The sequence below is a fragment of the Pigmentiphaga soli genome (genome assembly GCF_039541095.1).
Taxonomy (GTDB): Bacteria; Pseudomonadota; Gammaproteobacteria; order Burkholderiales; family Burkholderiaceae_B; genus Pigmentiphaga; species Pigmentiphaga soli.
Map to the genome: position 1 here is coordinate 81,162 of NZ_BAABFO010000005.1, position 25,622 is coordinate 106,783.

Below are 25,622 nucleotides of genomic sequence, written 5' to 3' on the forward strand. Positions count from 1 at the left end.
GCAGACGTTTCACCTCTCGGCCGTGATCGGCTATAGCATAGGGAATCCCGACCGTCAGGTATGGCCCGCGCCGTGGTGCCTGCACCGATGCCCCCCAACGAAGCGGAACGCCAGTTCCGCGTGCAGCAGCTCTGCCTGACCGACAGCACGCCGGACAGGGCGTTCGATCGCATCGTCGCGATGACGGCCGAGTATTTCGAGGCGCCGATCGCGCTGATTTCCATCCTCGACGAGCAGCGCCAGTGGTTTCGCGCCAGCGTGGGCCTGGGCGTGCGCCAGACGCCCCGCCGGGACGCGTTCTGCGGCTACACGATACTTGGCCGGGATGTGCTCGAAGTGCCGGACACGGCACAGGACGAGCGGTTTCGCGACAATCCGCTGGTGACCGGGCCGCCCGGCATCCGTTTCTACGCCGGTATGCCGCTGGTAACGGAAGACGGCCTCGGCCTGGGCAGCCTGTGCGTCATCGACACCAGGCCGCGGCCGCCGCTGAGCGCGCGCGACCGCTCGATGCTCCGGCATTTCGCGGGGCTGGCGATGGGCCGCATCGCCACGCTGCGCGACCGCAGCTATATCGACGAGCCCACCGGCCTGTTCAATCGGCTGCGCCTGGAGGCGGACGTGGGGATGGCGCTGGAGCGGCGCGAACACCTGGTGGTCGTGGCCGCCGACATGCTGTCGCCGCGGTTCGTCAACGACATCGTGAACGCGCTGGGCTACCCGTTCTTCAACGAACTGATGCTGGCCATGCAGGACCGCTTCCAGTCGCTGCTGCCGCCCGGCTGCCTGCTGTACAAGATCACGCCGACGCGGTTCGCCTTTCTGCTCGGGCCGGCCCACCGCGGGCTGGAGCAGGGTCTCTACGAGCGCATCCTCGGGGGCTTCCACGCGCCGGTGATGTGCCGCGGCATCCCGGTGCGCGCCGAGGTCGGCCTGGGCGTGCTGCCGCTGGATGCCGGCCGGCGCGAGCGCCAGGACTGGCTGCGGCTGGTGGTGAGCGCCGCCAACGAAGCGCGCGACCGCGACATCGGCTGGACGCATGTCGAGCCGGAAATCGACCGGGCGCAGCAGCGGGCGTTCGCACTGCTGACCGGGCTGTCGCGCGCCGTCGCGACCGGCGAGCAGCTGTGGCTGGCTTATCAGCCAGTCATCGAGCTGGCCACCGGCCAGTGCACGGCGGTCGAGGCGCTGCTCAGGTGGCGGCATCCCACGCTGGGGCCGATCGGGCCGGGCGAATTCATCCCGCTGGCCGAGAAAACGGCGCTGATCCGGCCGCTGAGCCGCTGGGTATTGCAGCGCAGCGTCGAACAGGCGGCGGCATGGCGGCGGCGGGGATTCGCGTTCAAGGTGGCGATCAACGTATCGGCCCAGGATTTCGCCGGGCCGTCGTACATCGATCTGATGATCGAACTGCTGGCCCGGCATGGCGTGGATCCCGCCGGCTTCAAGCTCGAATTCACGGAAAGCGCGCTGATGAGGGATCCGAAAGAGGTGGCGCGCCTGCTGCACCGGGCGCACGACGCCGGCGTGACGATCGCCATCGACGATTTCGGGACCGGCTACAGCAATTGGACCTATCTTCGCGACCTGCCCGCCAGCGTGGTCAAGCTCGATCAGTCGTTCGTCCGCAACCTGGGCGCCGGCGAGCGGGACAGGCTTCTGGCCCGGACCATCATCGAACTGGCCGGGCAGCTGGGATACCGGGTGGTGGCCGAAGGGATCGAGACCGCGGAAACGCTGGCGCTGTTGCGGCAGTGGGGGTGCGACGAAGGCCAGGGCTATTTGATCGCCAGGCCGATGACGGCCGAGGCGCTGGCCCAATGGATGGACGCGCACCGGGCCGGCGGTGGGCAAGCCCTACTTCGAAAGCCAGACGCCCTTCAGTGACGAGCGCGAACCGTCGGGATCGAAATCCAGGCCGTGCACGCGCTTGTTGTAGAAAGTGTAGAACGGCGCGTCCATCACCGGCAGCAGGGGCAGGTCGCGCATCGTCACGCGCTGCAGGTCGTAGAACTGCTGCACGCGCTTGGCAGGGTCCGGCTCTTTCTGGTAGGCCTCGATGATCCTGTCGACTTCGGGGCTGGCATAGCCGGTAGCCGAGATGTAGGGCACGCCGGGCGAGACGGCCTTCGACCAGTACTGGCGGGTCAGCCCCATTTCCGGGTCGAACAGGGTCGAGAAGCCGTTGATGATGACGTCGTAGTCGTAGTTGGTCCAGATCTTCTTCAGGTAGGCCGACGGTTCCGACGATACGGGCTTGACATCGATGCCCACCTTGCGCAGGTTCTGCCGCAGGTATTCGCCGGCCGGCACGAAGGCGTTGGAGCTGGGCGACAGGTCCAGCTGCACCGAGAACCGGATGCCGTCGGCCTTGCGCGGGTAGCCCGCTTCGTCGAGCAGCTTCTCGGCCAGCGCCGGGTCGTAGGCGTAGGTCGGCTTGTCCTTGGTGTAGAACCTGGTCAGCGAATCCGGGATCGGGCCGTCGGCCGGCTTGCTCAGGCCGTACCACACGGTGTCGATCAGGCCCTGCTTGTCGACCGCGTGGGCGAAGGCCTGGCGGACCTTCAGGTTGCCGGTGATCGGGCGCTTCAGGTTGAACATCAGGAAGTAGATCTGCGCGTTGTAGACGTAGCCGCGCGGATCGAACACCAGGTCTTGGTTCTGGCGCAGGCGCGCCACGTCGGAGAACGGCACGCCGGCGAACGGCAGGTACAGGATGTCGCCGGTCTCCAGCGCCGCCGCGCGCGCGGCCGGGTCGGGGATCTCGCGGAAGATCAGGCGGTCCAGGTAGGGCTTGCCCTTGTCCCAGTAATCGGGGTTGCGTTCGAGCTCGACGTATTGGCCCTTCTTCCATTCCTTGAAGCGGAACGGGCCGGTGCCGATCGGCTTGGCGTTGTACGGATTGGTGCGGACGTCCGTGCCCTCGTACAGGTGTTTGGGGATGATTTGCGCCTCGGCCGTGTTCAGCGACAGCAGGATCACCGGCGCCGGGTGCGACAGCCTGAGCACCGCGGTGTACGGGTCGGGGGTTTCTACGTCTTCGACCGCGCTGAAGGTGATGCGGGCGCGCGGATGCACCTTCTTCAGCACTTCCATGATGCTGTAGCGCACGTCGGCCGAGGTGAACTCCACCCCGTCGTGCCACTTCACGCCCTTGCGCAGGTGGATCGTGATGCGTAGCCCGTCGGGCGATACGTCGAGCGAGGTGGCCAGCTGGCCGTGGGCGTTCTGCTTGTCGTCGTAGGTGAACAGGCCGTCGAAAACGTTCGCCGATACCGCCGAATTGGCGTACTGGTTGTTGAAGGTGACGTTGAGCTGGTTGGGGGCGGGATATATCGCGGCCACCAGCGTGCCGCCGCGCACGGGCTGCCCGGCGGGAGCGGGCTGGGCCGCGGCGACGGCCGGCGGCAGCATCGCCATGGCGACGGCCGTGGCCACGATGGCGGCGGCGCGGGATAATGTGGAAAACATTTTTGGCATATTCTCAACTCGGGTTGTCGATGCCGCGGATTCTACGGATTATTCCGGCGCGCAATAGATTATTTTCTAATATGTATTTACATATGCGGTTGATATTCATGGATATTTTCACCATATCGAATATGGCCGGGTAATATCGAAAGATGTTTTTCTTGGTTTTCTCCGTGCGTGGGTTGGATATTATTTCGAGAATCCATTCGCGGAGAAAATCCAATGAGCGCCCAATTGCAGATCCCGCCGTCCTTCCCGTGGTCGGCCGCCGAGCAGCAAACCCGGGAAGACCTGGCCGCCGTGGCGCGGTCGCTCGCGGAACTGGGCTGGACCAAGCTGGTTTTCAATCACATCACGGCGCGCGTGCCCGACCAGCCCGATGCCTTCCTGGTCAATCCCGCCGGCGTGTTCTACGACCAGTTGCGGGCGTCCGATTTCGTCAAGCTCGATCTCGACGGCAACCCCGTCGGCCCCAACCGCTGGACCTTCGGCCGCGCCTCGTTCGTGATCCACAGCGCCGTCTACGCGGCCCGGCCCGACGTGGTGGCGACGATCCACACGCACACCGACGGCGGCACCGTGGTGTCGGCGCTGCAGGAAGGGCTGCTGCCGCTGACGCTGGAAGGCGCGCAGTTCTACAGCCGGGTCGGCTACCACGACTTCGAAGGCATGGCGCACGACATCGACGAGCGCCAGCGCATCGGCGCCGACCTGGGCGACCACGCCGCGCTGTTCCTGCGCAACCATGGGCTGGTGGTGACCGGCTCTACCATCGCCGAGGCCTTCCACCGCAACTACAACCTGGAATACGCCTGCCGCATCCAGGCCCAGGCGCTGGCCACCGGCCGCCCGCTGAACCTGATCTCGCACGAGGCGGCCACCAAGACGGTGGCGCAGGTGAAAGCCAACCCGGCGCGCAGCGAACCGCTGCTGGCGGCCATCCACCGCCGCCTGTCGCAGATCGATCCGTCCTACAAACTCTGACCGTCCTGGCCGGCCCGGCCAGGCACCCTCGCCAGCGCAGTCATTCGACGCCGCCGCATGGCGGCGTTCATCTGGCCGCGGGCGCCAGCCAGACGTCCTTCAGCGCCGACAGCACGCCGTCCGGCTTCACGTTCAGCCCGTGCGCTGACGTAGGGGACGCCGGGCTTGGCCGCCTTGGACCAGAACAGGCGGGTCAGGCCCGGCTCCGGGTCGAGCAGCGGCGAATAGGGCTGCAGCAGTACGTCGAAGTTGTAGTCGATGTCGGTGCCGATCTGGTCGATGCGGTGCGAGGCGTTGTGGTGGATGTGCACTGCGCGGTAGACAGGCAGTAGCGGGCGGTCTGCTCGACCACCAGCAGCGACACCAGCGGATCCTTGTCCAGCGCGCCGCCGCCCAGGCCGCCGATTTCCTCGCTCAGCGCGGCGGCGCCGTAGCCGGCGGCCACCAGATCCTTGAGGTTCTCGAGCGGCGTGGCGGCCTTCGCGTCGTAGTCCGCGGCGCGCGCGGCAAAGCGCGTGCGGCCGAGTTCGCCGACGGTCTCGTAGATTTCCCGTTGTCTGGGCGTGCAGTCGAAGTCCATGATGTCTTGGAGGAGTGGAAAGGCGGAGCGTCAGGGGGTGTGCGCGGCCCGGGCCGCGGCGGCGCCGGCGGGCAAGGCCGCGTGGGCCGGCGCCTGGCGGCGCATGAAGTGCACCACCTGGCCGGTCTGGCCGGCGGGTTCCGGCCGGCCCGCCAGGGCGTCGCGCAAGTGGCAGGCCACGGTGTGCCCGGGCGCGATTTCCTCCAGCGCCGGCGTCCGTTCGCGGCACAGCGCGACGGCATGCGGGCAGCGGGTATGGAAGCTGCAGCCCGCCGGCGGCTGGAACGGATTGGGCAGGTCGCCCTGCAGCATCGGCTTGTCGGCGATGCGAACCCGGCGCGGATCGAGCACCGGGATCGCGCCGATCAGCGCGCGGGTGTAGGGGTGCGCGGGACGGCGCCAGATCTCGGCGCGCGAGGCCAGTTCGACGATGCGGCCGAGGTACATCACGGCCACCCGGTCGGCCACGTGCTGCACCACCGATAGATCGTGGCTGATGAAGAGATAGGCCATGCCGTGCGTGCGCTGCAGGTCGGCCAGCAGGTTCAGGATCTGCGCCTGCAGAGATACATCGAGCGCGGAGACCGGCTCGTCGCACACGATCAGCTGCGGATGCAGGGCCAGCGCGCGGGCGATGGCGATGCGCTGGCGCTGTCCGCCCGAGAACTCGTGCGGCAGGCGCTCGGCCATGTCGGGCCGCAGCCCCACCTGCTGCATCAGTTCCTGCACGCGCGCCTTGCGCTCGGCCACGGTGCCCAGCTTGTGCAGCGCCAGCGGCGTCTGCAGCAGCTTGGAGATCCGCTGCCGCGGGTCGAGCGAGCCGCCGGGGTCCTGGAACACCATCTGGAAGCGCTTGCGGTGCGGCCGCAGTTCCGACGGCGAAAGATGGGTGATGTCGAGATCCTCCAGCCGGACCGATCCCGAATGGGGTTCGAGCAGGCGCATGACGGCCTTGCCGAGCGAGGATTTGCCGCATCCCGATTCGCCGACCAGGCCCAGGGTCTCGCCCGGGGCGAGCTCGAACGATACGCCGTCGACGGCATGCAGCACGCCGCGCCGGGTCCGGTAGCGCACGTGCAGGTCTTGTACGCTGAGCAGGCTCATGGCAGGGCTCCGGTGAGATGGACGCCGTCGCCTCGCAACTGGTGGCAGGCGGCGCTGGCCTGCGCGCCGAACGGCAGCAGCAGCGGCCGCGCGGCGCGGCAGACATCGGTGGCGATGTCGCAGCGGGCGTGGAAGGCACAGCCGCCCTGGCCGCTGCCGGGCGCCGGCACGATGCCCGGAATCTCCTGCAGGCGCCCGCGTTCGCCCGCGGCGCCCGGCGTGAAATGCGGCCGCGCCTGCATCAGCCGGCGGGTATAAGGGTGCAGCGGCCGGTCGAACAGGCCGGTCACTTCCTGTTGCTCGACCTGCCGGCCGGCATACATGACCAGCACCCGGTCGGCGTTCTCGGCCACCACGCCGAGGTCGTGTGTGATCAGGACCAGCGCCATGCCGAGTTCTTCCTGCAGCCGCTTGAGCAGCGCGAGGATCTGGGCCTGGATGGTCACGTCCAGCGCGGTGGTGGGTTCGTCGGCGATCAGCAGCGAGGGGTTCGAAGCCAGCGCCATCGCGATCACCACGCGCTGGCGCATGCCGCCGGACAGGCGGTGCGGGTACTCGTCCAGCCGGTGGCGGGCCTGCGGAATGCGGACCAGTTCCAGCAGTTCCTCGGCGCGCGCGCGGGCCGCCTTGGCGTCGACCGCCTCGTGCGCGCGGATGGCCTCGGCCAGCTGGGCGCCGATCGTCATCACGGGATTGAGGGCGGCCATCGGGTCCTGGAAGATGATCGCCAGCCGGTTGCCGCGCACGGCTCGCATGCGCTTTTCCGGCAGCGCGGCCAGGTCCTGGCCTTCGAACGCGACGTGGCCGTCGATGCGCGCCGTGCGCGGCAGCAGGCGGGTCAGCGCGAGCGCGGTAACCGACTTGCCGCAGCCCGATTCGCCCACGATCGCCAGCGTTTCGCCGCGGCGCACGGAAAAGGTCAGGTCTTCGACCACGGCGATGCGGCGGCCGGCGCCGGCGAAGCTGACGCCCAGGCGGTCGACCGCCAGCACCGGCGCGCTTGCCGTGCCCTCCTGTCGCCGCGCGACATCCTCCCCGCGGGCGGGCGCACTCATCGGGCATGCCCCTTGGGATTGAGCGCGTCGTTGATGCCGTTGCCGAGCAGCGTGAACGCGATCACGGTCAGGCAGATGGCCAGGCCGGGCTCGGCCGTCATGTACCAGGCGGTGCGCAGCACCTGGCGGCCGGCCCCGACCATGGCGCCCCACGACATGCTTTCGTTGTCGCCCAGCCCCAAGAAGGAGAGGGCGGCCTCGGCCAGGATGACGTGGGCGATCAGCTCGGAGGCCGCCACCATCACGGGCGACAGGCTGTTGGGCAGGATGTGGCCGAGGATGATGCGCCCGTGGCCCATGCCCATCGTCACGGCCGCGCTCACGTAGTCGTACTGCCGCGCGCGCATCGCCTCGGCGCGCACCAGCCGCGCGATCTGCGGCCACGAAGTCAGCCCCAGCGCCAGCGCGATGCTGGACTGCGACGGGCCGAGAATGATGACCAGCGCGATGGTGAACAGCAGCGTCGGCATGGTCAGGAAGATTTCGGTGAAGCGCATCAGCGCGTCGTCCAGCGCGCCGCCGAAATAGCCGCACACCACGCCCACCAGCACGCCCACCGCTACCGCCAGCAGCGTGGCCGCCAGTCCGATCGCCAGCGACTGGCGCGCGCCGTGCAGGATGGCCGAGGCCATGTCGCGGCCGAGCATGTCGGTGCCCAGCGGGAAGCGGGCGTCGGTGCCGGGCCAGATCGTGGCCGCGCCCACCATGTCGCGCGGGTCGCCCGGATACAGCCAGCCGGCCAGCAGCGCCGCCGCCAGCGCCGCGCCTACCAGCAGCAGGCCGGCCAGGGCCGCCGGCGAGCGGACCAGCCGCCGGCCCAGTTCGTGCGCGCGCACCGTCATGCCGCCACCTCGATGCGGGGGTCGAGCACGGCATAGAGCAGGTCCACCACCAGGTTCATCGCGACCACCAGGAAGGAACTGCACAGGAAGATCGACAGGAACAGGTTGATGTCGCGCGCCGTGACCGCGTCGTAGGCGATGCGGCCGATGCCGGGCCAGCCGAAGACGGTTTCGATCACCACCGTGCCGCTGAACAGGCCGCCCAGTTGCAGCCCCGTCACGGTGGCGATCGGCAGCAGCGCGTTGCGCAGCACGTGCCGCACCACCACGCGCCACTCCGAAATGCCCTTGGCCCGCGCGGTGCGGACGAAGTCCAGATCGAAGATTTCGAGCATGGCCGAACGCGTCAGCCGCACGTACAGCGCCAGGTAGAAACAGCCCAGCGATAGCGCGGGCAGAACCAGGTGGGCGGCCACGTCCTTGGCGTAATCCCAGTTCGAGGCGTAGTCCATGCCGACCGTGGTCAGGCCGGCCACCGGCAGCCAGCGCAGCTTGACGCCGAACAGCACGATCAGCATCAGGCCGACCCAGAACAGCGGGGTGGCGAAGCCGATGCTGGAGACGACCGTGATGCCCGTGTCGAGCGGCGTGCCGCGGAAGCGGGCGGCGATGGCGCCCAGCGCGATGCCCAAAGCCACGGCGAACAGGATGGCGGTCAGCGACAGCAGCAGCGTGGCAGGCAGCGCGCTCCAGATCAGTTCCGACACCGGCATGCTGTCGCGGAACGAATAGCCCAGGTCCAGGTGCGAGACGTTCTTCAGGAAGGTCAGGAACTGCTCCTGCACCGGCACGTCGAGGCCGTACAGCTTGCGCATGTCTTCCATGTATTCGGCAGTGGCGCCGCCCGACTCGCCGGCGATCACGTCGACCATGTCGCCGGGGGCGCTTTTCATCAGCACGAAGGAAACCAGCACGATCACGAGTGCGGTCGGGATCACCTGCAGCAGGCGCTTGAGCAGGTAGCGGTGAATGGGGGCGAGGCGAAGGGCGGCCGTCATCGGTCGGGTTTGCGATCCACGAAAAATGCAAAGCCGGCCATGCGGCCGGTTTCGGTACTATTATTTATCCGGCCGGAAATAAGAATGAATTTGTTTGCCGAAGAATATGCGGTTTTATTAATAAGGCAACCGCTGCCGGCATATATCGGAAAAATATCGTGGCGCGGCGTGCGTGGGCATCCTGCTGGGCTCTAGTGTTTCCGGCGGCGGCCGGCAACACAGAAAAGATAATAAGGATATTTAATACTGTGATATTGACTGCAGCCCGATTGCAATAAAATCCAGAAACCCGGCCGGCTGCCGCGATGCAGCATCGGGGCGCACGGGCGAGCCGCATCCGGATCGGGAATGGCCATCGTCTTCGCGGCGCCGCCGTTCATGTCCGGAAGCATCGAGGGTCGTCATGGAACTGCGTCATCTCCGCTATTTCGTCGCGGTGGCCGAAGAGGGGCACGTCACGCGCGCCGCACACCGGCTCGGCATGCGGCAGCCGCCGCTCACCCAGCAGATCCAGATCCTGGAGCGCGAACTGGGCGTGCAATTGTTCGACCGCAGCCCGCGCCGGATCGAACTGAACCAGGCCGGCAGATTGTTCCTGGACGACGCGCGCGACATCCTGGCGGCCGCCGACGCCGCCATCCAGAAGGTGCGCCGCTTCGATCCCGCCTCGCAGCGCACGCTGCGCGTGGGCTTGACCACCTCGTCGGCCATCCATTCGCGGACCCGGGCGCTGCTGAACCGCTTCCGCGACGACGGGCACGTCGCGTCATTGCACATCGAGGAAGGCGCCGCGATCGATCTGCTCAAGGCCCTGGCCGATGAAGCCCTCGACGTCGCCTTCATCCGCGCCGACGCGCCGCCCACCCAGGCGCTGGCGTCGCAGTGGCTGGCCGAGGACGATCTGGTCGTCGCGCTTCCTGCCGACCATCCGCGGGCGGAGCAGGACTACCTGAATCTGCACGATCTGAAGATGGAGAAACTGGTGATCTACCGGCAGGAGCGGTGCGTGGGCATCGCCCAGATGCTGCTGGCGCGCTGTGCCCGCTCGGGCTTCGAACCGAAGGTGGCGGCCGAAACCCGGCGCTTGCTGTCGGCGCTGAACATGGCCGCCGCCGGAGGCGGGCTCACCGTCATTCCACGCTCTATGGAGGCGTTCCGGCTGGACGGTATCGTCTACCGGCCGCTGGTGGCCAGCCCGTCGCTCACGGCGCCGGTCAATATGGTGTACCGGCGCAGCGATACGCGGGAGGACGTGAGGCGGTTCCTGGATATGGGGCAGCGGGTATCGGAGGCCGAACTGGTGGCGTAGGGCTGCCTGGCCTTGGCCGTGACAGGCCTGGCTGGTGCAGCTTGGCAGGGTACTTTCCCTCAGCGTGCGTGCATGGGCGCCGCTTCCCAGCGCCTTCCGGAATGCTCGGCCTGCCACAGGTCGTAATCCGCCTGCATATGCAGCCACATGATCGCGGTGGGCGCAGGGATCCACTTCGACAGCCTGATCGCCAGATCGGGCGTGACGCCCGATTTGCCATTGATGAAACGCGACAGCTGGACACGCGACACGCCCAGCTGTGCGGCTGCCTGGGTCACGGTCAGTTCGAGCGCCGGCAATACGTCTTCCTTGAGGACGCTGCCGGGGTGAGGGGGGCTGTGCATGCGCACGATCTGCTCCTAGTGATAGTCCTGGTAGTCCACCAATCTGGCGTCTTCTCCTTCGAAACGGAAGGCCAGCCGCCAATTGCCGTTGATCCACACCGCCCAATGGCCCGTCAGGTCCTGCCCTTTCAGCGGGTGCAGGCGCCATCCGGGAACGCCCATGTCTTCGGGCCGCGCCGCGCGATTGAGCGCAAGCAGCTGGCGCCGGAGCTTGTCGGCATGGGGGGCGTGGATCTTGGCCCTGGAGCCCGTTTCAAAAAATAGTTGCAAGCCCTTGTGGCGGAAGCTTTTTATCATCTGATTTCGTTCCTTATTGTATCTTGTATCGATACAGGATACAAACGGAGCGTTGTCATCCGGGCAGCACGCGCGCCCGCCAGGCACCTGCTTCCGTATGCGTGACTTCAACCCGGACGATGGGCCGCGGCGTATCGTTGCCGGTGTCGCCACGCGCCGGCCCGGCGTCCGTGGTGCGCGAGAAGACCTCGCCATCGGCGGCGGTGGCGATCTGTAGCGTTACCCGGCGCGCTTCGGTGCTGGCGTAGGGATTGATGCCTATCTGGTAGATGCCGGGCAGCAGGCGGGCGGCGTCGCAGGTGGCGTAGTAGTGTTCCGGGCCGTCGGCGACGGTGTCGTCCGTGTCCAGGTAGCCGCTGTCGCCATGGCGCTGCCGGTAGTAGACGTGCGCGCCGCCGGGTTCCGCTACATGGAGGTCGACGTCGCCGGGGCCGTCCCAGGTGATGGTTGCCGTGAAGAAGCCGGCGTTTTCGGGCGACCCCGGCGTGACCAGCGCGCGCAGTGCGGCTTGCAGGGCGTCGGCGGTCTGTTGCCCGGATTGCAGGTCGGTGGCGAGATAGGTGGCCGCGAACATGTGGCCGCTCGGGTCCGTCAGCAGGTGGCCGGCCGGCAGGTAGGCCGTGATGGGCGGGACGGAGGCGGCGCCTTGCAGGCGCAGCGCGTTGATGACCAGGTCGAGGTCGGCCAGCACGTGCGGGCCCGACAGGGTGGGCGAGGCGGGCGCCACGTGGATGGCGCGGATGCGGCCGGAGCCGGCCTTGGCGGCGGCTTCGCGGTAGGCCTGGTTCATGAAGAGATTGCCTTGCGAATGGGCGACCAGGATCAGTTTCCGGCCTTCGGCCAGCAGGCCTTGGATGCGGGTGCGCTGGGCGGCATAGGCGGACGCCAGCGGCGGGTCGCTCAGCAGGGCGGACCAGCCGGCGGCCGATTTGGCGATGAGATCGGTGTAGACGGCGTGCAGCAGGTCTTTCAGCGCCGGGCCGGCTTCGGCGATCACGTCGGCCGCCCGGCGGCGCGCGGCCAGGCCGCCGGGAGCGCCGGCCAGCAGTTCCCAGAAGATTTCCCAGCGGTTGGACAGCGCGCCGTCCAGTTCGTCGGCGCGCTGGATGAAGACCTCGGCGATGTCTTCCAGCGCGCTCGCGCCGGCGCGGCCGATGCCGGTCTGGTTGTAGAACAGTTCGTAGTCCAGGCGGGCGCCGTCGAATACCTCGCCGGCCGTTTCGCGCAGGTGGCGCAGGCTTTCGTCGGCCTGGGCGCGGGTATTCCAGACGCCGTTGAAGAAGCCGACGACGTAGCCGGCCGGTTCGCACAGCGGCATGGGCGCGGGCACGGCCGTGGCGGGGGCCGCGTGGAACAGGAAGGCCGGCATGGCAAGGCGCAGGGCCCGCCGCGGCCACGCTGCCGATCGCGCCGCCGACCGCACCCGTACGGGCCGCCGCGGCTCAGCCATCGCAGGTATCCCCGGACAACAGGCGCGACACGGACCCCGAAAGCGCGCGATTGAAACCCATGTAGCGCGCCGAGCGTTCGCGCGTGTCGGCCGTGAAACCTTCGAGGGCGGTGATCAGCCCGGAACGGTTCGGCACGTGGCGGAAGGCCAGGCACTGGCCGGCGCGCGACAGGCCGAGGGCGGCCTGCCGGACCGCGGCTTCGTCGGCCGGGTCGGCCGCCAGGGTGGACTGGAGCGCGCGGGCGAACTGTTCAGCGGCCGACGCCTGCGTGGGTTCTAGCGCCAGCCCGGCCAGGTAGCGGTCGATATCGTCGCGCACGCCATTGCCGTCGGCATCGGGACCGAGCAGGCCCGCGGTACGGTCGAGTGCCGGAATGTCGCCGCCGGCCTCCAGCGCGGCCACCTGCTCCGCCGCGGAATCCTGCTGCGCATCGCCGCCGGCGCCGCAGCCGGCCACAAGAACGAGACAGGCGCACGCCAGCGCCGGACCGTACCGCTTCATGGACGAACCTCCGTGTATGGCGGGTGATCGCCGGGCATGCCGGCGTGCGGCCCATGCCGCAATGCCGATACTAGGCAGCGTCATGTTCACGCGTAAGGTGAAAGTGGACGCAACTGTCCGTGACATCGGTATCCGAGAGGGAAAGCGAGAATGGCCGCGACGCGCCGTTGCGGGGAGCATCGTGCCGGTGACTGTGTGACCCCAGGCACACGCGGCCGCGGCGGCCGATTGGCGCCCCGCACGGCATCGGTTAACCTTGTTCCATGAACCTCATATTTCAGTCCGGTCCCCGCGCATGGGCGATCGGCGCCCGGTCCGCGGGGGCCGGCATGCCAAGATGACTCGCAAGACCATGAGAGACCCCGAACTCCGCCACCGCGGCATCTACCTGCTGCCCAACGCCTTCACCACGGCCGCACTGTTCGCCGGCTTCTACGCCATCGTCCAGGCCATGAATGAGCGCTTCGAGGCCGCCGCCATCGCCATCTTCGTCGCCATGGTGCTCGACGGCATGGATGGCCGCGTGGCGCGGCTCACCAACACCCAGTCGGCCTTCGGCGAGCAGTACGATTCGCTGTCCGACATGGTGTCGTTCGGCGTCGCGCCCGCGCTGGTGATGTACGAGTGGATCCTGAACGGCATCGGCCGCTGGGGCTGGCTGGCCGCGTTCATCTACGTGGCGGGGGCCGCGCTGCGCCTGGCCCGCTTCAACACCAACATCGGCGTGGTCGACAAGCGCTTCTTCCAGGGGCTGCCCAGCCCGGCGGCGGCGGCGCTGGTGGCCGGCTTCGTCTGGCTGACCATCGACAACAAGCTGCCCATCAGGGAACTGTGGATGCCATGGGCGGCCTTCGTGGTCACGGTCTACGCCGGCGTGAGCATGGTGTCGAACGCGCTGTTCTTCAGCGGCAAGTCGTTCGCGCTCGGCCGCAGCGTGCCGTTCTGGGTGATCCTGCTGGTGGTGCTGGCCTTCGTGTTCATCTCCAGCGATCCGCCCATCGTGCTGTTCACGCTGTTCGTGATCTACGGCATATCGGGCTACGTGATGTGGGCCTGGCGCTGGCACCGCGCGCGCCGCCTGCAGCAGAGCCGGCGCGGCTTCGGCTGATTCGGCGGGCTGCAAGGCCCGGCATCGGCCTGCCATGGGGGGCCGGTTTAAAATGGACCTCCCCAGGAGAACCGCCGATGGCCGACAAGCTGATCATTTTCGACACCACCCTGCGCGACGGCGAGCAAAGCCCCGGCGCGTCGATGACCCGCGAGGAAAAAGTCCGCATCGCCAAGCAGCTCGAAAAGCTGCGGGTCGACGTGATCGAAGCGGGCTTCGCGGCCGCCAGCAACGGCGATTTCGAATCGGTGCGCGCGATCGCCGCCGCCGTGCGCGACGCCAGCGTCTGCTCGCTGTCGCGCGCCAACGACCGCGACATCGCCCGCGCCGCCGAGGCGCTGCGCGGCGCGGCCCGGCCGCGTATCCACACCTTCATCGCCACCAGCGCGCTGCACATGGAAAAAAAGCTGCGCATGACGCCCGACCAGGTGTTCGAGCAGGCGCGGCTGGCCGTGCGCTTCGCGCGGCAGCATAGCGACGACATCGAATTCTCGCCGGAAGACGGCAGCCGCTCGGATCCCGATTTCCTGTGCCGGGTGATCGAGGCCGTGATCCGGGAAGGCGCCACCACCATCAACGTGGCCGATACCGTCGGCTACGCCATGCCCGAACAGTACGGCGAATTCATCCGCATGCTGCGCGAGCGCATCCCCAACTCCGACCGCGCCGTATGGTCGGTCCACTGCCACGACGACCTCGGCCTGGCGGTGGCCAATTCCCTGGCCGGCATCAAGATCGGCGGCGCGCGCCAGGTGGAATGCACCATCAACGCGCTGGGCGAGCGCGCCGGCAACTGTTCGCTGGAAGAAGTTGTGATGGCCGTGCGCACGCGCAAGGACTACTTCGGGCTCGAGGTCGGCATCGACGCCACGCAGATCGTGCCGGCTTCGCGCTTGGTGTCGGGTATCACCGGCTTCGTGGTGCAGCCGAACAAGGCCATCGTCGGCGCCAACGCCTTCGCCCATGCCTCCGGCATCCACCAGGACGGCGTGCTGAAGGCGCGGCAGACCTACGAAATCATGCAGGCCGAAGACGTGGGCTGGTCGGCCAACAGGATCGTGCTGGGCAAGCTGTCGGGGCGCAATGCCTTCAAGCAGCGGCTGTCGGAACTCGGCATCGAGCTCGACTCCGAACAGGCCTTGAACGACGCCTTCGCGCGTTTCAAGGAACTGGCCGACCGCAAGTCGGAGATCTTCGACGAAGATATCCATGCGCTGGTGTCGGGCGACCACGTCGACGCCGGCGAGGGCTATTACCGTTTCGTCGCCTTGTCGCAGAGATCGGAAACCGGCGAACGGCCGCAGGCCCGCGTGGTGTTCGCCGAGGGCGACAGCGAAATCATCGCCAGCGGCGAAGGCAACGGTCCGGTGGACGCCACCGTGCGTGCCATCGAAAGCCACGTGGGTAGCCAGGCGGAACTGCTGTTGTTTTCCGTCAACGCGATCACGACCGGCACCGAGTCGCAGGGCGAGGTGACCATGCGGCTGTCGAAGGCCGGGCGCATCGTCAACGGCGTGGGCGCCGATCCCGACATCGTGGTGGCGGCGGCCAAGGCCTACCTGGCGGCGCTGAACAAGCTGCACGCCACCGTGGAGCGGGTGTACGCGCAAGCGCCGCAGTAGGCGGGCCCGTACCGCGCTCCTCAAGGCGAAGGCGGTATAGTGGCTCCCTCGCTCGCTACCCCCGAGCGCACCGGAGCGTTTTCATGAAGGACCCGTCGCATCAATCGGCGCGCGGCCCCGGGGCCACGCTTTTGTTTGATGCCACTCCCAAATACCTGCAGGTCCGCACCATCCTGCTGCGCTGGCTGGCCACGCTGGCGCCGGGCGACAAGCTGCCCACCGAACCGACGCTGGCCAGCCAGTTCGGCGTGAGCCGCGAAACCATTCGCGCGGCGCTGCGCGCCCTGGAAGAGGACGGCATCATCGCCCGCCGTCCGCGCGTCGGCACCTGGCTGGCGCGCCAGGTGGACGGGCCGGAAGACCGGCGCATCACCGGTCCGATCGAAGACCTCGCCGCGATGGGCATCACCACGCGCGCCAAGCTGGTCAGGCAAGGCATGGTCGCACCCGGCGCCGAGGTGGCGCAAGCCCTCAAGCTGGCGGAGGGCGGCAAGGCGTTCGAGATCAACCGGCTGCGTTTCCTGGACGGCAGCCCGCTGGTGCTGCTGCAGGCGTCGTTCCCGGTGGAAACGGGCCGCCAGATCGCCAGGATGCGCCTGCGCACCGGCTTGTTCGTGCCGGCGCTGCGGTCCATCCACGGTCCGGCGGTGGAAGAGGAATATCGCCACATCGATGCGGCGATGGCGGCGCCCGAGGTCGCCGAACTGCTGGACATGCCGGCCGGCACGCCGCTGCTGCTGGTCAAGCGCCTGTTCGTGGACGCGTGCCGCCGGCCGGTGGTGTATTTCGTGTCGCACTTCCGGTCGGACCGCTATTTCTATACGGTGAACCTGCCACGCGCGCGCGGCGCGGGCCAGGCGCGGCGCGCGCGCACGGCGGGCCGCGCCTGAACGCGGCGCCGGCCCGATTGCATCCGGGGCGGCGCCAGGCCCGTCCGCTCGTGCCTACAGCACCCGGTCCAGGAACGCCCGCGCGCGGCCGGTGCGCGGGTTGGAGAAGACCTGGGCGGGCGGCCCTTCCTCGATCACCCGGCCGCCGTCCATCATGATGACGCGGTCGGCCACGTCGCGCGCGAATTTCATCTCGTGGGTGACGACCAGCATGGTCATGCCGTCGCGCGCCAGTTTCCGCATGACTTCAAGCACTTCGCCCACCAGTTCCGGATCGAGCGCCGAGGTGGGTTCGTCGAACAGCATCGCCTTCGGGTGCATGGCCAGCGCGCGGGCGATCGCCGCGCGCTGCTGCTGGCCGCCCGACAGATAGGCGGGATATTCGTCGCGCTTGGCCGACAGGCCCACCATGTCGAGCAGGTGCTCGGCCTCCGCCACCGCCTCGGCCCGCGGCCGCTTCGACACCAGGATCGGCGCCTCGATCACGTTCTGCAGGATGGTCTTGTGCGGGAACAGGTTGAAGCTCTGGAACACCATGCCCATTTCGGCCCGCAGGCGGTCGATGTTGCGCTCGGCATCGCGCCGGCGCCGCCCGCCGCGCATCGTATAGCCCACCGTGGCCCCCATGAAGCGGACGTCGCCGTCGTCGTATTCCTCCAGGAAGTTCAGGCACCTGAGCAGCGTGCTCTTGCCGCCGCCGCTGGGGCCGATGATCGACAGCGTTTCGCCGGCGGCCACGTCGAACGAGACGCCGCGCAGCACTTCGTTGCCGCCGAACGACTTGCGCAGCCCGCTGACCTGGAACACCCGGGCAGGAGTCTGCGGCGCCTCGGCGGCGGTCAATACCTGCGCCTGACCCATCGTTGCTCCAGCCATTTCGACCCCAGCGTGATCGGGAAGAGGATGATGAAGAAGATCGCCGCCAGCACAGTGTAGACCTCCAGCGGCCGCTGCACATCGATGATGATGTTGTTGGCCTCGTGCATCAGTTCGTAGACCGCCAGCGTCGAGGCCAGCGTGGTCAGCTTGCTGAGGTTGACGAATTCGTTGATCAGCGGCGGCACCATGCGTTGCAGGGCCTGAGGCAGCACGATGCGGCGCAGCGCCTGGTGCCGGCTCATGCCCAGCGAGCGCGCGGCGTGGGTCTGCCCGCGTTCCACCGATTCGATGCCGGCGCGGAATATCTCGGCGAAGTAGGCGGCCGAATGCATGCCCAGCCCGATGCCCACCGAGGTGAAGCTGGAAAGCTGGATGCCGGTGAATATGGGCAGCGAGTAGTAGATCCAGAACAGCTGCACCAGCGCGGGCGTGGTCCGGAAGATCTCGATGTAGGCCATCGCAAGATAGCGCAGCGGACCGCTGTTGCCGCCGCGCAGCAGCGCCAGCAGGAGGCCCAGCGCCAGCCCGATGCCGGTGGCGGCCAGCGTCAGCAGCGCCGTCATGCCGGCGCCGCGCAGCAGGGCTTCGCGCAGCGGCCAGACGCTGCCGAAATCCATCGTATAGCTCATGTCAGCTCTCCGCCGGGCGGCCGTGTCGTCTCTCAAGCGCCCATTACGGAATAATGGGCGTCGGTCGGCGTGCATTCGGCGCCGTTGATGGGCAGCATATCCTGCGGGCAGGCCGAGAACACCATCACGCAGTCCATCAGCGCGCGCAGCTCGATGTAGTCGCCCGGCCGGCACGGCGGCGCGGCGAATTCCAGGCTGCCGTCGGCCTTCCACGGGATGTTCATGAACAGGTTGAGCGGGCAGGGCGGCTGCCTGGGCGGTACGCCCAGCTGCTTCAGCTGTTCGTTGAAATTGTCGGTGCAGTTGCGGTGATAGCCGGTACAGCCGAGCCCGTGGTAGCGGTAGATGTCGCAGGCGGCGATCAGCGTATCGTGGACGCCGGGCGAGGTATCGGCCGTGATCGCCAGGATCGGCCGCCGGCGGTTGGTCAGCAGCACGTCGCCCACGCGCGGCCTCAGGCGCGACAGGCCGGCGCGGGTGTGCTCCATCGACAGGTATTCCGCCGGATCGCCGCGGCACAGCGCCCAGGTGTCGACTACCTGCTGGCCGTGGGTATTGATGACGCGGATCGACTGGCCCGCATCGACCAAGGCCATGCTGCCATGGCGGGCGGGAATCAGGCCTTGCTGCGCTGGCTTCATGGGCGTTCTCCAGGGCGCGGGAAGCCGGCCCGCCGCGGCGGGCGGCCGGCGGACGGAATGTCAGAACGTACCGAAGGGCACCAGTTGCGGCGTGTCTTTATAGCGGCCGGTGGGGCCGTATTTCGACACGATGCCGTCCCATTTGCCCGAGGTCAGCATATAGGTGAGGCTGGTGTTCATGAAGTTCAGCAGCGTCATGTCGCCGCGCCGCACGGCCCAGGTGATGGGCAGCGTGTTGAACAGCTTGCCGCCCAGTATGGCCTCCACTTCCGGATGCGCCGGCACGTAGCGCTTTACCTGCGACTCGTCCTGGATGGCCACGTCGGCGCGGCCGGCGCTGACTTCCAGGAAGGGCTGCTGCAGGTTGGCGGTGGCCAGCGCGACCACCTGCGCCTGCGGCAGGTTCTGCGTGACGAACTCGTGCCCGGCGCTGCCCTGGACCACCGCGATCCGCACGCCGGGCTTGTTGAGATCGGCCAGATCCTTGAACTGCGCGCCGCCCTTGCGGGCGACGCCGCTGAAGCTCTGGTAGTTGATGGGCTCGGTGAACGATACCGCCATCGCGCGCGGGATGGTGGCGAAGGTGGCCGCGATCGACACGTCGAACTGGTCGGCCTGCAGGCCGGACACGAAATTGGCCCAGGTCGTTTCGACGAACACGGGTTCGACCTTCATGAGCTGGGCGATGGTGCGCGCGGCGTCGACGTAGAAGCCAGACAGTTCGCCCGAGGCCGGGTTGCGGATGATGCCGGGCGGGGCCGTGATGTAGCCGAAGCGGATCTTCTTTTCGCTGAGGATGCGTTCGAACGTATCGCGGGTCTGGGCCTGCGCCCGCGCGGACGAGGCGGGGGCCAGGATCGCCGCGGCGGCGAGCGCCGCCGCACAGGCCAGGGTGGACCACTTCGAGAAAGACGTGCTGGGGCTACTCATCGCTAGGGCTCCTAGGTCACCGTCAGGAAATCGATAGGGGTACGTTCACGTGCAGCTTGTCTGCCCATTTGGACAGTTCCGGCATGATGCCCGGATACGGCGCGACGCCGTCCTGCAATTGGCGGGCGCGCAGCGCGTTGGCGGTGTCGCCTGGCATGCGCACGGGGGCATCGGCGCTGCGCGGCCGGCTGGCGCGGCAGGCCTGCGCCAGCCACGAGGTCTCGCGCACCAGCGCGCCGCCGCCGGCGAAGAAGTCGGGGTTGATGATCTGCAGGAAGACCGGCGTGCCGCCGGCGGCTTCCTGCGGATTGGCGCGGCCGGTGCCCGACAGCGCCGCCGTCAGCACCTCCACGATCAGGCCCAGCGCGAAGCCTTTGTGGCCGAGCGCGAGCCCGCCCAGCGGCAGCATCGAGCCGCCCGGCTGGCCGAACAGCGTGGCGGGGTCGTCGCTGAGCCTGCCCTGGGCATCCTGCAGCCACGGTTCGGGCAAGCGCCTGCCTTCGGCCGCCCAGCGGCGGATCCAGCCGTTGGCGATGGGCGAGGTGCTGGTGTCGATCAGCACCGGCTGGCCGTCGGTGGGATAGCCGAAGGCGAGCGGATCGGGCGCCAGCTGCGGGTCGAGCGAGCCGGCCGGCGCCACGGTGCGCATGGCCGGATCGGAGTTCATGATCCAGATGACCATGCCGCGCTCCGTGGCCCGGCGCAGGTAGGCGCCCAGGCTGGCGATGTTGGCCGAGCGGCGGATGACATAGGTGACGACCGGGTGTTCGGCCGCGCGCGTGCAGGCTTCGTCGATGGCGCGCGACAGCAGCCAGGTGCCGGGCAGCTTGTTGCCGTCCCACACCACCGAGGCGCCATGGTCGGCGACGACGACCGGTTCCCCGCCGGCGTTGAGCGCGCCGCCCTCGATGTTCTTCAGCATGCCGGGCAACTGCGCCAGGCCGTGCGTGCTGTGCCCCATCAGGTCGGCCTCGAGCAACACTTCGGCCAGCACCGCGGCGCGGTCGCGCGGCAGGCCGGCGGCCGCGGCCAGGCCGGTGGCGTAGTCGAGCAGCGCCGCGTAGTCGTAGCGTGGGATGTCGTGCTGGCTGGCGGTCATGCCGGGCTCCTGGCGAGGTCGGGGTAGACGTGGTCCACCACCCAGTTGTCGATGGCGTGGACGAGGATTTCCCGCTCGGCGTAGCGGCCGGGTCGGGCCAGCGGCGAGTTCAGGCCGGCGAACTGCAGCTCCATCGCCGCATTGTCTTCCTGCACCACCTTGCGGAAGCGCCGGTAATACATCGGCGCCTTTTCGGCGAAGTCGGCGCGGGCTACCGTTTCCTTGTGGAAGCAGTAGGTGGCCTTCAGCCGCACGGTATCCGGACCTTCCGGGATCATCTGCTTGAACCAGATGGAATCGACGTCGCAGCCGAGCATGGCGTACGGGTAGAGCAGGACGTATTGCGAACCCTCGCGCGCGGCGCCGGTGAGCACCGACACGACCGGGAAGCCGCCGCCGCTTTCCAGCATCGCGCGCGATTCGCCGCGCGCCTGCGAGCGCACCAGCAGGTAATCGGCCGGCGCGCCTATCACCACCTGCCGCTCGATGGTGGCCACCTTGCGGGCGATGGATTGCTTGTGCACCGTCATGTGGTGCAGCCATTCCATCGAGTTTTCGACGAAGGCTTTCCAGTTGGTCTTGACCACGTACTCGTCGCCGCCCACGGTGACGACGTTCTCGAAATCGTAGGGCGCCAGGTGTTCGTCCAGGTTGCCGAGCTGGGCGGCCAGCGGCGCGCAGTGCGGGTCGAAGTTCACGAATACGAAGGTATGCCACGTTTCCAGGCGCAGCGGCAGCAGGCCGAAGTCGCTCCTGTCGAAGGCGGCCGTATGCTCCATGCCCGGCGCGGCGCGCAGGCTGCCGTCGAGCTGGTAGGCCCAGCTGTGGTAGGGGCACACGATGCGCGACAGCGTACAGTCCCGGGCGATCAGTTCGGCGCCGCGATGGCGGCAGCTGTTGGCGAAGGCGCGCAGCGTGCCCGACTCGTCGCGCACGATCAGGAAGGGGATCCCGAACAGCCGGAAGCTGCGGCATGCGCCGGCCTCTTTCCATTCGTCGCTGCGGCCCACCAGGATCCACTTCTTCTTGAAGATGTGCTCGACCTCCAGGGCATGGAATTCGGGCGAGTGATAGCAGGAGGGGGGCAGCGTTGCCGCTTCCGGCCAGGGCCTGCGTACGTCCAGAATGGATTCGGCTGAAATCATCGAGCTTCCCCCTCACTGCATGGTGTGCAATGGTTGCGCCGCGTGTCGTCCATACTATTTGTACGGATAACCATACAAGTGGCCCGGTACGCTGTCAATCGTTGATTCGACGCGCGCGAGCGGCCGCCCCAGGGTGGTGCCCGGTATGGCACAGCGTTGGCGGCGCGGGCGCGAACCCAGTCGATTCGCGCATCTGCACAGGCCCGGTGCAGGCGACGCGGCCGCCGCACCTGAATCGGTCAGATAACCGTGGCATGCCACATATTTGTGCCGGCGAAGCGGCTTCGCCGGGCCGCGCGGGGCGGGCCCCCGGCGCCATCGTTTCCCAGGGAAAACCGTGCTTCGCGCCGTGCGCGCGCGGCACACTGGCACAGCTCTTGCACGATCCCGTGGACTCTTCGTCCCGTCCCCAGGAGCTACGCCATGACGCTCGACTGGAACACCCGTCCGCTGTCGCCGCACATCGGCTGTGAAGTCCTCAACGCCGACGTACGCCGGCTCTCCCCCGCGCTGAAGGACCTGACCGAGGCGCTGATCTACACCCATCACATGCTGGTCTTCCGCGACCAGGATCTGACCCCGGCAGAACTGCTGGACTTCACCCGCCTGCTGGGCGAGATCGACGGCTCTCACGTGCAGAGCGAGTTCACCCATCCCGAGTATCCCGACATCTTCGTGATCTCCAACACCCAGCGCGAAGGCCGGCCATTCGGCACCAAGATGGTCGGCCATCACTGGCACACCGACTGGGCCTACAAGGCGCGGCCGGCTTCGTTCACGCTGTTGTACGGCGCCGAGGTGCCGGCCCGGCCGCACCACACGCTGTTCGCCAGCCAGCGCCGGGTGTACGAGCAGTTGACCGAGGAAGAAAAGGCCGACCTGCGCGGCCGGCAGGCCTTCTACCGCTACGAGAAGACCCACGGCGTCAAGCACTGGTATGCGCCGCTGACCGAGGCGCAGAAGGCGATGACGCCCACGGTGTCGCATCCCATGCTGCGCATCCATCCCGGCACCGGCAAGGAAGGGCTGTTCGTCAACCGCGCCGATTGCGTGGGCGTGAGCGGCATGAGCGAGGAAGAGGGCGTGGCGATGGTCGATGCGCTGGTGGAGCGCATCGTCGATCCGGCCCACGTCTATGCCCACCCGTGGCGGCCGCGCGACCTGGTGATGTGGGACAACCGCGTGCTGCTGCACGCCGCCACGCCCTACGACATGGAAAACGACCGCCGGCTGATCTACCGCACGACCACGCTGGGCGAACGGCCGATCGCGCCGCGGCCCGAAGTGGCCGAGCCGCTGGCGGGCTGAGCGCCGGCGGTCGGCGCCCTGGCGGACGCCGCGCGAGGAGGGGGAGCAGGGCCGCTGGTCAGAAGGCACGCAGGTTTTCTTTCGGCATTCGCCGAGCGGAGCTATCCATGAGCATGCTGAAATCCTCCACGATGTTTTCTTCGCGCCTGCGCGCCGCCGGTCTGCGCCTGGGCCGCGCATTGCGCCCGATCGGCCTCGCGCTGGCGCTGGCGGTCGCCTATCCGCAGGCCTGGGCCGCCTGGCCCGACAAGCCGGTGAAGTTCATCGTGGCCTGGCCGCCGGGCGGCAGCGCCGACGCCGTGGCGCGGATCATGGCCGAACAGCTGTCGAAGCGGCTGGGCCAGCCGGTAGTGGTGGAGAACCGCCCCGGCGCCGGCGGCAAGATAGGCACGCTGGCCGTGGCGCGGGCCGATCCCGATGGCTATACGCTGCTGTTCGCCGCGCCGTCGGAACTGTCGATCGCCGCGGCCACCGTGCAGAGCATGCCTTACGACCCGGTCACGGACCTGCAGCCGGTGGTGCAGGTAATGGCCGGCCCCTACGTGCTGGCGGCCAATCCTGCGTTTCCGCCCAACACGCTGCCCGAGCTGATCGCCTATGTGAAGCGCAATCCCGGCAAGGTCAATTACGCCTCGTTCGGCAACAACACGCTGAACCATCTGTACGGCGAACAGCTCAATGTGGCCGCGGGCATCGATGCGACGCACGTGGCCTACAAGGGCGGCGCGCCGGCCGTGGCCGACCTCGTTACCGGGCAGGTGCAGTACATCTTCGACAACGCGGCGTCGGTGCTGCCGCTGGTGGAAAGCGGCAAGCTCAAGGCGATCGCGGCGATGGCGCCGCAGCGGCTGCCGATCGCGCCCTCGGTGCCGACCATGGACGAGGGCGGATTGCCGGATTTCGGCTCCGGCACCTGGCTCGGGGTGCTGGCGCCGGCCAATACGCCGCGGCCGGTGGTGGACCGGCTCAACCGCGAAATGGCGGCCTTGTTGCGCACGCCCGAGATGGCGAAGACCTTCGAGCGGCGCGGCATCCGGCCGGTCGGCGAATCGCCCGAGGCGTTCGGCGACCTGATCCGGTCGGAAACGGCCAAGTGGAAAAAGCTGGTGGCCCGGCTGGGCCTGCAATTGGAATGAGCAGCCGCGCGGCCTCGCGCCGGCCGTGGCCCTATGCATGGCGCAGGGCCGGCATCGCGAAGCCCGGCCCGCTGTTTCAGAACATGAACATCCCGTCGCGCGGTTCGGCCAGCGGGTCGGGCCCGGGATGGAAGCGCTCGACCTTGCCGCTGTCGCTGATGTAGATATGCATCAGCGAGTTCCACACCCCATCCTGCCGATAGCGGTACGACCAGACGAGATGCTCGCCGCGCAGCCCGACGCGGCTGATTTCCGCCGGCGGCCCGAATTCGTACCGCAGGCGCTCGGTATCCCATTCGCCGATCTTGATGCGGTCGAAGTTCTCGGTGGTCAGCGCCTGCTGGTTGGAGATGGTCTTGCCGCTGGCGTCGACGTCGGTCACCCAGACGAACTGCCCCATCGGCTGGGTCGACCAGATCAGCCGGGTGCCGCCGTCGGGGCGCGGCATTTCGAGCGTGGGCCGGCCCAGCCGCTGGGTGACCGAGCCGAGCGGCTCCCCGGGCTGGATGCTGGCGGGGCTGGCACAGGCTGCCAGCAGTAGCGCGGCGGCCGCGGCGGCGGTCGCGCCGCGCAGGGATTTGGCAATGCCCATGGATCCGTCCTCCAATCTTGGTGAGCCCGGCGGCGGTTCTGCGCCGCGTGCCGGCGATAGGTTATGGTTATTGTATGGCGTCGGCGCACCGCCAGGCGCGGCCCGGGTGGCCGGAACTGGCGCAACAGCGCTGGGATGGGCTATACTTACTGGCTGCCCGGCCAATAGCCGGCAGTTCATGCCGCAGCACGGGTGCGCACCCGGAAGCGGCCGTTCGCAAGAAATCACTCACGACGGGGCGCCTCGGCCCCGCCGCCTGTCTGGAGAGGACATCATGTCGGTTGCTGACATCAACAAAGCAAGCATCGTTTCAGAATTCCAGCGCGCCCAGGGCGACACCGGTTCGCCCGAAGTGCAGGTCGCGCTGCTGACCGCCCGCATCAACGAGCTCACCGGTCACTTCAAAGAGCACACCAAAGACCACCACTCGCGCCGGGGCCTGCTGCGCATGGTCAGCCGCCGCCGCAAGCTGCTCGACTATCTCAAGGGCCGCAACGCCGACGCCTACCGCGCGCTGATCGAGAAGCTCGGTCTGCGTAAGTGAGCATCGCCGCCAGCGCGGTCCATGCCCGCGCGGCGTTCGCCGCCCGGGCGCCGGAGGCCGGCCGTGTTCCACGGTCGCGGCCCCGCCGCGCCGGCACACCCGCCATGCCGTCCTGAAGTTCAAGAGTGCCTGTGTCAGGACCGCCTGTCACAGGCATTTTCGT

At 68.1% G+C, this 25,622-nt stretch carries 26 protein-coding genes; 9 read left to right on the top strand and 17 right to left on the bottom strand.

What is annotated here, in order from left to right:
- The first annotated feature begins 87 nt into the window (after nucleotides 1-87).
- Nucleotides 88-1,887 (top strand): putative bifunctional diguanylate cyclase/phosphodiesterase, encoded by a 1,800-nt coding sequence (locus tag ABD927_RS06755; protein WP_345247618.1) that lies wholly within the window; start codon nucleotides 88-90, stop codon nucleotides 1,885-1,887.
- Here ABD927_RS06755 and ABD927_RS06760 read toward each other — a convergent pair.
- Nucleotides 1,858-3,471: an ABC transporter substrate-binding protein gene (locus ABD927_RS06760; RefSeq protein ID WP_345247620.1), complete on the bottom strand. Its 1,614-nt coding sequence runs from the start codon at nucleotides 3,469-3,471 to the stop codon at nucleotides 1,858-1,860. The genes ABD927_RS06755 and ABD927_RS06760 overlap by 30 nt on opposite strands.
- 222 nt (nucleotides 3,472-3,693) lie before the next feature.
- Here ABD927_RS06760 and ABD927_RS06765 point away from each other — a divergent pair, with 222 nt between their 5' ends.
- A complete protein-coding gene (locus tag ABD927_RS06765) occupies nucleotides 3,694-4,455 on the top strand; it encodes a class II aldolase/adducin family protein (RefSeq protein ID WP_345247622.1) in 762 nt (253 codons plus the stop codon).
- A 193-nt stretch (nucleotides 4,456-4,648) separates the two neighbouring features.
- Here the strand turns inward: ABD927_RS06765 and ABD927_RS06770 are convergent, their stop codons facing one another.
- The 5 genes from ABD927_RS06770 to ABD927_RS06790 are packed head-to-tail and all read right to left on the bottom strand — an operon-like array spanning nucleotide 4,649 to nucleotide 9,034.
- Nucleotides 4,649-5,035 carry an acyl-CoA dehydrogenase family protein gene (locus ABD927_RS06770; RefSeq protein ID WP_345247624.1) on the bottom strand — a complete coding sequence of 129 codons (387 nt, stop codon included), beginning with the start codon at nucleotides 5,033-5,035 and terminating at the stop codon, nucleotides 4,649-4,651.
- 30 nt (nucleotides 5,036-5,065) lie between these two features.
- Nucleotides 5,066-6,139 carry an ABC transporter ATP-binding protein gene (locus tag ABD927_RS06775; RefSeq protein ID WP_345247626.1) on the bottom strand — a complete coding sequence of 358 codons (1,074 nt, stop codon included), beginning with the start codon at nucleotides 6,137-6,139 and terminating at the stop codon, nucleotides 5,066-5,068.
- Nucleotides 6,136-7,194 (bottom strand): ABC transporter ATP-binding protein, encoded by a 1,059-nt coding sequence (locus ABD927_RS06780; protein WP_345247628.1) that lies wholly within the window; start codon nucleotides 7,192-7,194, stop codon nucleotides 6,136-6,138. Before ABD927_RS06780 ends, ABD927_RS06775 begins: the two co-directional genes overlap by 4 nt.
- Complete coding sequence (locus ABD927_RS06785; protein WP_345247630.1) at nucleotides 7,191-8,036, bottom strand: ABC transporter permease; 846 nt, start codon at nucleotides 8,034-8,036, stop codon at nucleotides 7,191-7,193. The genes ABD927_RS06780 and ABD927_RS06785 overlap by 4 nt, the downstream gene beginning before the upstream one ends.
- Nucleotides 8,033-9,034 carry an ABC transporter permease gene (locus tag ABD927_RS06790; protein ID WP_345247632.1) on the bottom strand — a complete coding sequence of 334 codons (1,002 nt, stop codon included), beginning with the start codon at nucleotides 9,032-9,034 and terminating at the stop codon, nucleotides 8,033-8,035. Before ABD927_RS06790 ends, ABD927_RS06785 begins: the two co-directional genes overlap by 4 nt.
- Before the next feature lie 403 nt (nucleotides 9,035-9,437).
- On the opposite strand from ABD927_RS06790, the gene ABD927_RS06795 reads away from it, so the two are divergent.
- Entirely contained in the window at nucleotides 9,438-10,343 is a 906-nt protein-coding gene (locus tag ABD927_RS06795) for a LysR family transcriptional regulator (RefSeq protein ID WP_345247634.1), read from the top strand.
- 59 nt (nucleotides 10,344-10,402) lie between these two features.
- Here the strand turns inward: ABD927_RS06795 and ABD927_RS06800 are convergent, their stop codons facing one another.
- The 4 genes from ABD927_RS06800 to ABD927_RS06815 form a co-directional block, all read right to left on the bottom strand.
- The gene (locus ABD927_RS06800) at nucleotides 10,403-10,696 is read right to left on the bottom strand and encodes a HigA family addiction module antitoxin (RefSeq protein ID WP_425570206.1); all 294 of its coding nucleotides are present in this window, start codon (nucleotides 10,694-10,696) and stop codon (nucleotides 10,403-10,405) included.
- 6 nt (nucleotides 10,697-10,702) lie between these two features.
- Nucleotides 10,703-10,984, bottom strand: coding sequence for a type II toxin-antitoxin system RelE/ParE family toxin (locus ABD927_RS06805; protein WP_345247638.1), 282 nt, complete (start codon nucleotides 10,982-10,984; stop codon nucleotides 10,703-10,705).
- A gap of 55 nt (nucleotides 10,985-11,039) precedes the next feature.
- A complete protein-coding gene (locus ABD927_RS06810) occupies nucleotides 11,040-12,353 on the bottom strand; it encodes a hypothetical protein (protein WP_345247640.1) in 1,314 nt (437 codons plus the stop codon).
- 73 nt (nucleotides 12,354-12,426) lie between these two features.
- The gene (locus ABD927_RS06815; RefSeq protein ID WP_345247642.1) at nucleotides 12,427-12,936 is read right to left on the bottom strand and encodes a hypothetical protein; all 510 of its coding nucleotides are present in this window, start codon (nucleotides 12,934-12,936) and stop codon (nucleotides 12,427-12,429) included.
- Nucleotides 12,937-13,273: 337 nt separating this feature from the next.
- Here ABD927_RS06815 and pssA point away from each other — a divergent pair, with 337 nt between their 5' ends.
- The 3 genes from pssA (at nucleotide 13,274) to ABD927_RS06830 (ending at nucleotide 16,556) form a co-directional block, all read left to right on the top strand.
- On the top strand, nucleotides 13,274-14,044 hold the full coding sequence (gene pssA / locus ABD927_RS06820) for a CDP-diacylglycerol--serine O-phosphatidyltransferase (protein WP_345247644.1): 771 nt from the start codon (nucleotides 13,274-13,276) through the stop codon (nucleotides 14,042-14,044).
- 77 nt (nucleotides 14,045-14,121) lie between these two features.
- A complete protein-coding gene (locus ABD927_RS06825; protein ID WP_345247646.1) occupies nucleotides 14,122-15,666 on the top strand; it encodes a 2-isopropylmalate synthase in 1,545 nt (514 codons plus the stop codon).
- Between the two features lie 83 nt (nucleotides 15,667-15,749).
- The gene (locus tag ABD927_RS06830; protein ID WP_345247648.1) at nucleotides 15,750-16,556 is read left to right on the top strand and encodes a GntR family transcriptional regulator; all 807 of its coding nucleotides are present in this window, start codon (nucleotides 15,750-15,752) and stop codon (nucleotides 16,554-16,556) included.
- 54 nt (nucleotides 16,557-16,610) lie between these two features.
- Here the strand turns inward: ABD927_RS06830 and ABD927_RS06835 are convergent, their stop codons facing one another.
- The 6 genes from ABD927_RS06835 to ABD927_RS06860 are packed head-to-tail and all read right to left on the bottom strand — an operon-like array spanning nucleotide 16,611 to nucleotide 21,879.
- The gene (locus tag ABD927_RS06835; RefSeq protein WP_345247650.1) at nucleotides 16,611-17,417 is read right to left on the bottom strand and encodes an amino acid ABC transporter ATP-binding protein; all 807 of its coding nucleotides are present in this window, start codon (nucleotides 17,415-17,417) and stop codon (nucleotides 16,611-16,613) included.
- Nucleotides 17,396-18,064, bottom strand: coding sequence for an amino acid ABC transporter permease (locus ABD927_RS06840; protein WP_345247652.1), 669 nt, complete (start codon nucleotides 18,062-18,064; stop codon nucleotides 17,396-17,398). The genes ABD927_RS06835 and ABD927_RS06840 overlap by 22 nt, the downstream gene beginning before the upstream one ends.
- Before the next feature lie 32 nt (nucleotides 18,065-18,096).
- The gene (locus ABD927_RS06845) at nucleotides 18,097-18,705 is read right to left on the bottom strand and encodes a DUF1989 domain-containing protein (protein ID WP_345247654.1); all 609 of its coding nucleotides are present in this window, start codon (nucleotides 18,703-18,705) and stop codon (nucleotides 18,097-18,099) included.
- A gap of 60 nt (nucleotides 18,706-18,765) precedes the next feature.
- Nucleotides 18,766-19,635, bottom strand: coding sequence for a substrate-binding periplasmic protein (locus ABD927_RS06850; RefSeq protein WP_345247656.1), 870 nt, complete (start codon nucleotides 19,633-19,635; stop codon nucleotides 18,766-18,768).
- A 22-nt stretch (nucleotides 19,636-19,657) separates the two neighbouring features.
- Complete coding sequence (locus ABD927_RS06855; protein WP_345247658.1) at nucleotides 19,658-20,734, bottom strand: Ldh family oxidoreductase; 1,077 nt, start codon at nucleotides 20,732-20,734, stop codon at nucleotides 19,658-19,660.
- Nucleotides 20,731-21,879, bottom strand: coding sequence for an aromatic ring-hydroxylating oxygenase subunit alpha (locus ABD927_RS06860; RefSeq protein WP_345247660.1), 1,149 nt, complete (start codon nucleotides 21,877-21,879; stop codon nucleotides 20,731-20,733). Before ABD927_RS06860 ends, ABD927_RS06855 begins: the two co-directional genes overlap by 4 nt.
- Nucleotides 21,880-22,302: 423 nt before the next feature.
- Between ABD927_RS06860 and ABD927_RS06865 the strand changes: the two genes are divergently transcribed.
- Together ABD927_RS06865 and ABD927_RS06870 are read left to right on the top strand one after the other, a co-directional pair.
- Nucleotides 22,303-23,187 carry a TauD/TfdA dioxygenase family protein gene (locus ABD927_RS06865; protein WP_345247662.1) on the top strand — a complete coding sequence of 295 codons (885 nt, stop codon included), beginning with the start codon at nucleotides 22,303-22,305 and terminating at the stop codon, nucleotides 23,185-23,187.
- A 107-nt stretch (nucleotides 23,188-23,294) separates the two neighbouring features.
- Entirely contained in the window at nucleotides 23,295-24,323 is a 1,029-nt protein-coding gene (locus ABD927_RS06870; RefSeq protein WP_345247664.1) for a Bug family tripartite tricarboxylate transporter substrate binding protein, read from the top strand.
- 76 nt (nucleotides 24,324-24,399) lie between these two features.
- On the opposite strand, the gene ABD927_RS06875 is transcribed toward ABD927_RS06870, so the two are convergent.
- A complete protein-coding gene (locus ABD927_RS06875; protein ID WP_345247666.1) occupies nucleotides 24,400-24,915 on the bottom strand; it encodes a hypothetical protein in 516 nt (171 codons plus the stop codon).
- Between the two features lie 274 nt (nucleotides 24,916-25,189).
- Here ABD927_RS06875 and rpsO point away from each other — a divergent pair, with 274 nt between their 5' ends.
- Nucleotides 25,190-25,459 (top strand): 30S ribosomal protein S15, encoded by a 270-nt coding sequence (rpsO, locus tag ABD927_RS06880; protein ID WP_345247668.1) that lies wholly within the window; start codon nucleotides 25,190-25,192, stop codon nucleotides 25,457-25,459.
- The last annotated feature ends 163 nt before the right edge of the window (nucleotides 25,460-25,622 follow it).

Bases quoted from the DNA above. Each gene is read 5' to 3' on its own strand.
- ABD927_RS06755 (WP_345247618.1), top strand. From the start codon at position 88: ATGCCCCCCAACGAAGCGGAACGCCAGTTCCGCGTGCAGCAGCTCTGC.
- ABD927_RS06760 (WP_345247620.1), bottom strand. From the start codon at position 3,471: ATGTTTTCCACATTATCCCGCGCCGCCGCCATCGTGGCCACGGCCGTC.
- ABD927_RS06765 (WP_345247622.1), top strand. From the start codon at position 3,694: ATGAGCGCCCAATTGCAGATCCCGCCGTCCTTCCCGTGGTCGGCCGCC.
- ABD927_RS06770 (WP_345247624.1), bottom strand. From the start codon at position 5,035: ATGGACTTCGACTGCACGCCCAGACAACGGGAAATCTACGAGACCGTC.
- ABD927_RS06775 (WP_345247626.1), bottom strand. From the start codon at position 6,139: ATGAGCCTGCTCAGCGTACAAGACCTGCACGTGCGCTACCGGACCCGG.
- ABD927_RS06780 (WP_345247628.1), bottom strand. From the start codon at position 7,194: ATGAGTGCGCCCGCCCGCGGGGAGGATGTCGCGCGGCGACAGGAGGGC.
- ABD927_RS06785 (WP_345247630.1), bottom strand. From the start codon at position 8,036: ATGACGGTGCGCGCGCACGAACTGGGCCGGCGGCTGGTCCGCTCGCCG.
- ABD927_RS06790 (WP_345247632.1), bottom strand. From the start codon at position 9,034: ATGACGGCCGCCCTTCGCCTCGCCCCCATTCACCGCTACCTGCTCAAG.
- ABD927_RS06795 (WP_345247634.1), top strand. From the start codon at position 9,438: ATGGAACTGCGTCATCTCCGCTATTTCGTCGCGGTGGCCGAAGAGGGG.
- ABD927_RS06805 (WP_345247638.1), bottom strand. From the start codon at position 10,984: ATGATAAAAAGCTTCCGCCACAAGGGCTTGCAACTATTTTTTGAAACG.
- ABD927_RS06810 (WP_345247640.1), bottom strand. From the start codon at position 12,353: ATGCCGGCCTTCCTGTTCCACGCGGCCCCCGCCACGGCCGTGCCCGCG.
- ABD927_RS06815 (WP_345247642.1), bottom strand. From the start codon at position 12,936: ATGAAGCGGTACGGTCCGGCGCTGGCGTGCGCCTGTCTCGTTCTTGTG.
- pssA (WP_345247644.1), top strand. From the start codon at position 13,274: ATGACTCGCAAGACCATGAGAGACCCCGAACTCCGCCACCGCGGCATC.
- ABD927_RS06825 (WP_345247646.1), top strand. From the start codon at position 14,122: ATGGCCGACAAGCTGATCATTTTCGACACCACCCTGCGCGACGGCGAG.
- ABD927_RS06830 (WP_345247648.1), top strand. From the start codon at position 15,750: ATGAAGGACCCGTCGCATCAATCGGCGCGCGGCCCCGGGGCCACGCTT.
- ABD927_RS06835 (WP_345247650.1), bottom strand. From the start codon at position 17,417: ATGGGTCAGGCGCAGGTATTGACCGCCGCCGAGGCGCCGCAGACTCCT.
- ABD927_RS06840 (WP_345247652.1), bottom strand. From the start codon at position 18,064: ATGAGCTATACGATGGATTTCGGCAGCGTCTGGCCGCTGCGCGAAGCC.
- ABD927_RS06845 (WP_345247654.1), bottom strand. From the start codon at position 18,705: ATGAAGCCAGCGCAGCAAGGCCTGATTCCCGCCCGCCATGGCAGCATG.
- ABD927_RS06850 (WP_345247656.1), bottom strand. From the start codon at position 19,635: ATGAGTAGCCCCAGCACGTCTTTCTCGAAGTGGTCCACCCTGGCCTGT.
- ABD927_RS06855 (WP_345247658.1), bottom strand. From the start codon at position 20,734: ATGACCGCCAGCCAGCACGACATCCCACGCTACGACTACGCGGCGCTG.
- ABD927_RS06860 (WP_345247660.1), bottom strand. From the start codon at position 21,879: ATGATTTCAGCCGAATCCATTCTGGACGTACGCAGGCCCTGGCCGGAA.
- ABD927_RS06865 (WP_345247662.1), top strand. From the start codon at position 22,303: ATGACGCTCGACTGGAACACCCGTCCGCTGTCGCCGCACATCGGCTGT.
- ABD927_RS06870 (WP_345247664.1), top strand. From the start codon at position 23,295: ATGAGCATGCTGAAATCCTCCACGATGTTTTCTTCGCGCCTGCGCGCC.
- ABD927_RS06875 (WP_345247666.1), bottom strand. From the start codon at position 24,915: ATGGGCATTGCCAAATCCCTGCGCGGCGCGACCGCCGCCGCGGCCGCC.
- rpsO (WP_345247668.1), top strand. From the start codon at position 25,190: ATGTCGGTTGCTGACATCAACAAAGCAAGCATCGTTTCAGAATTCCAG.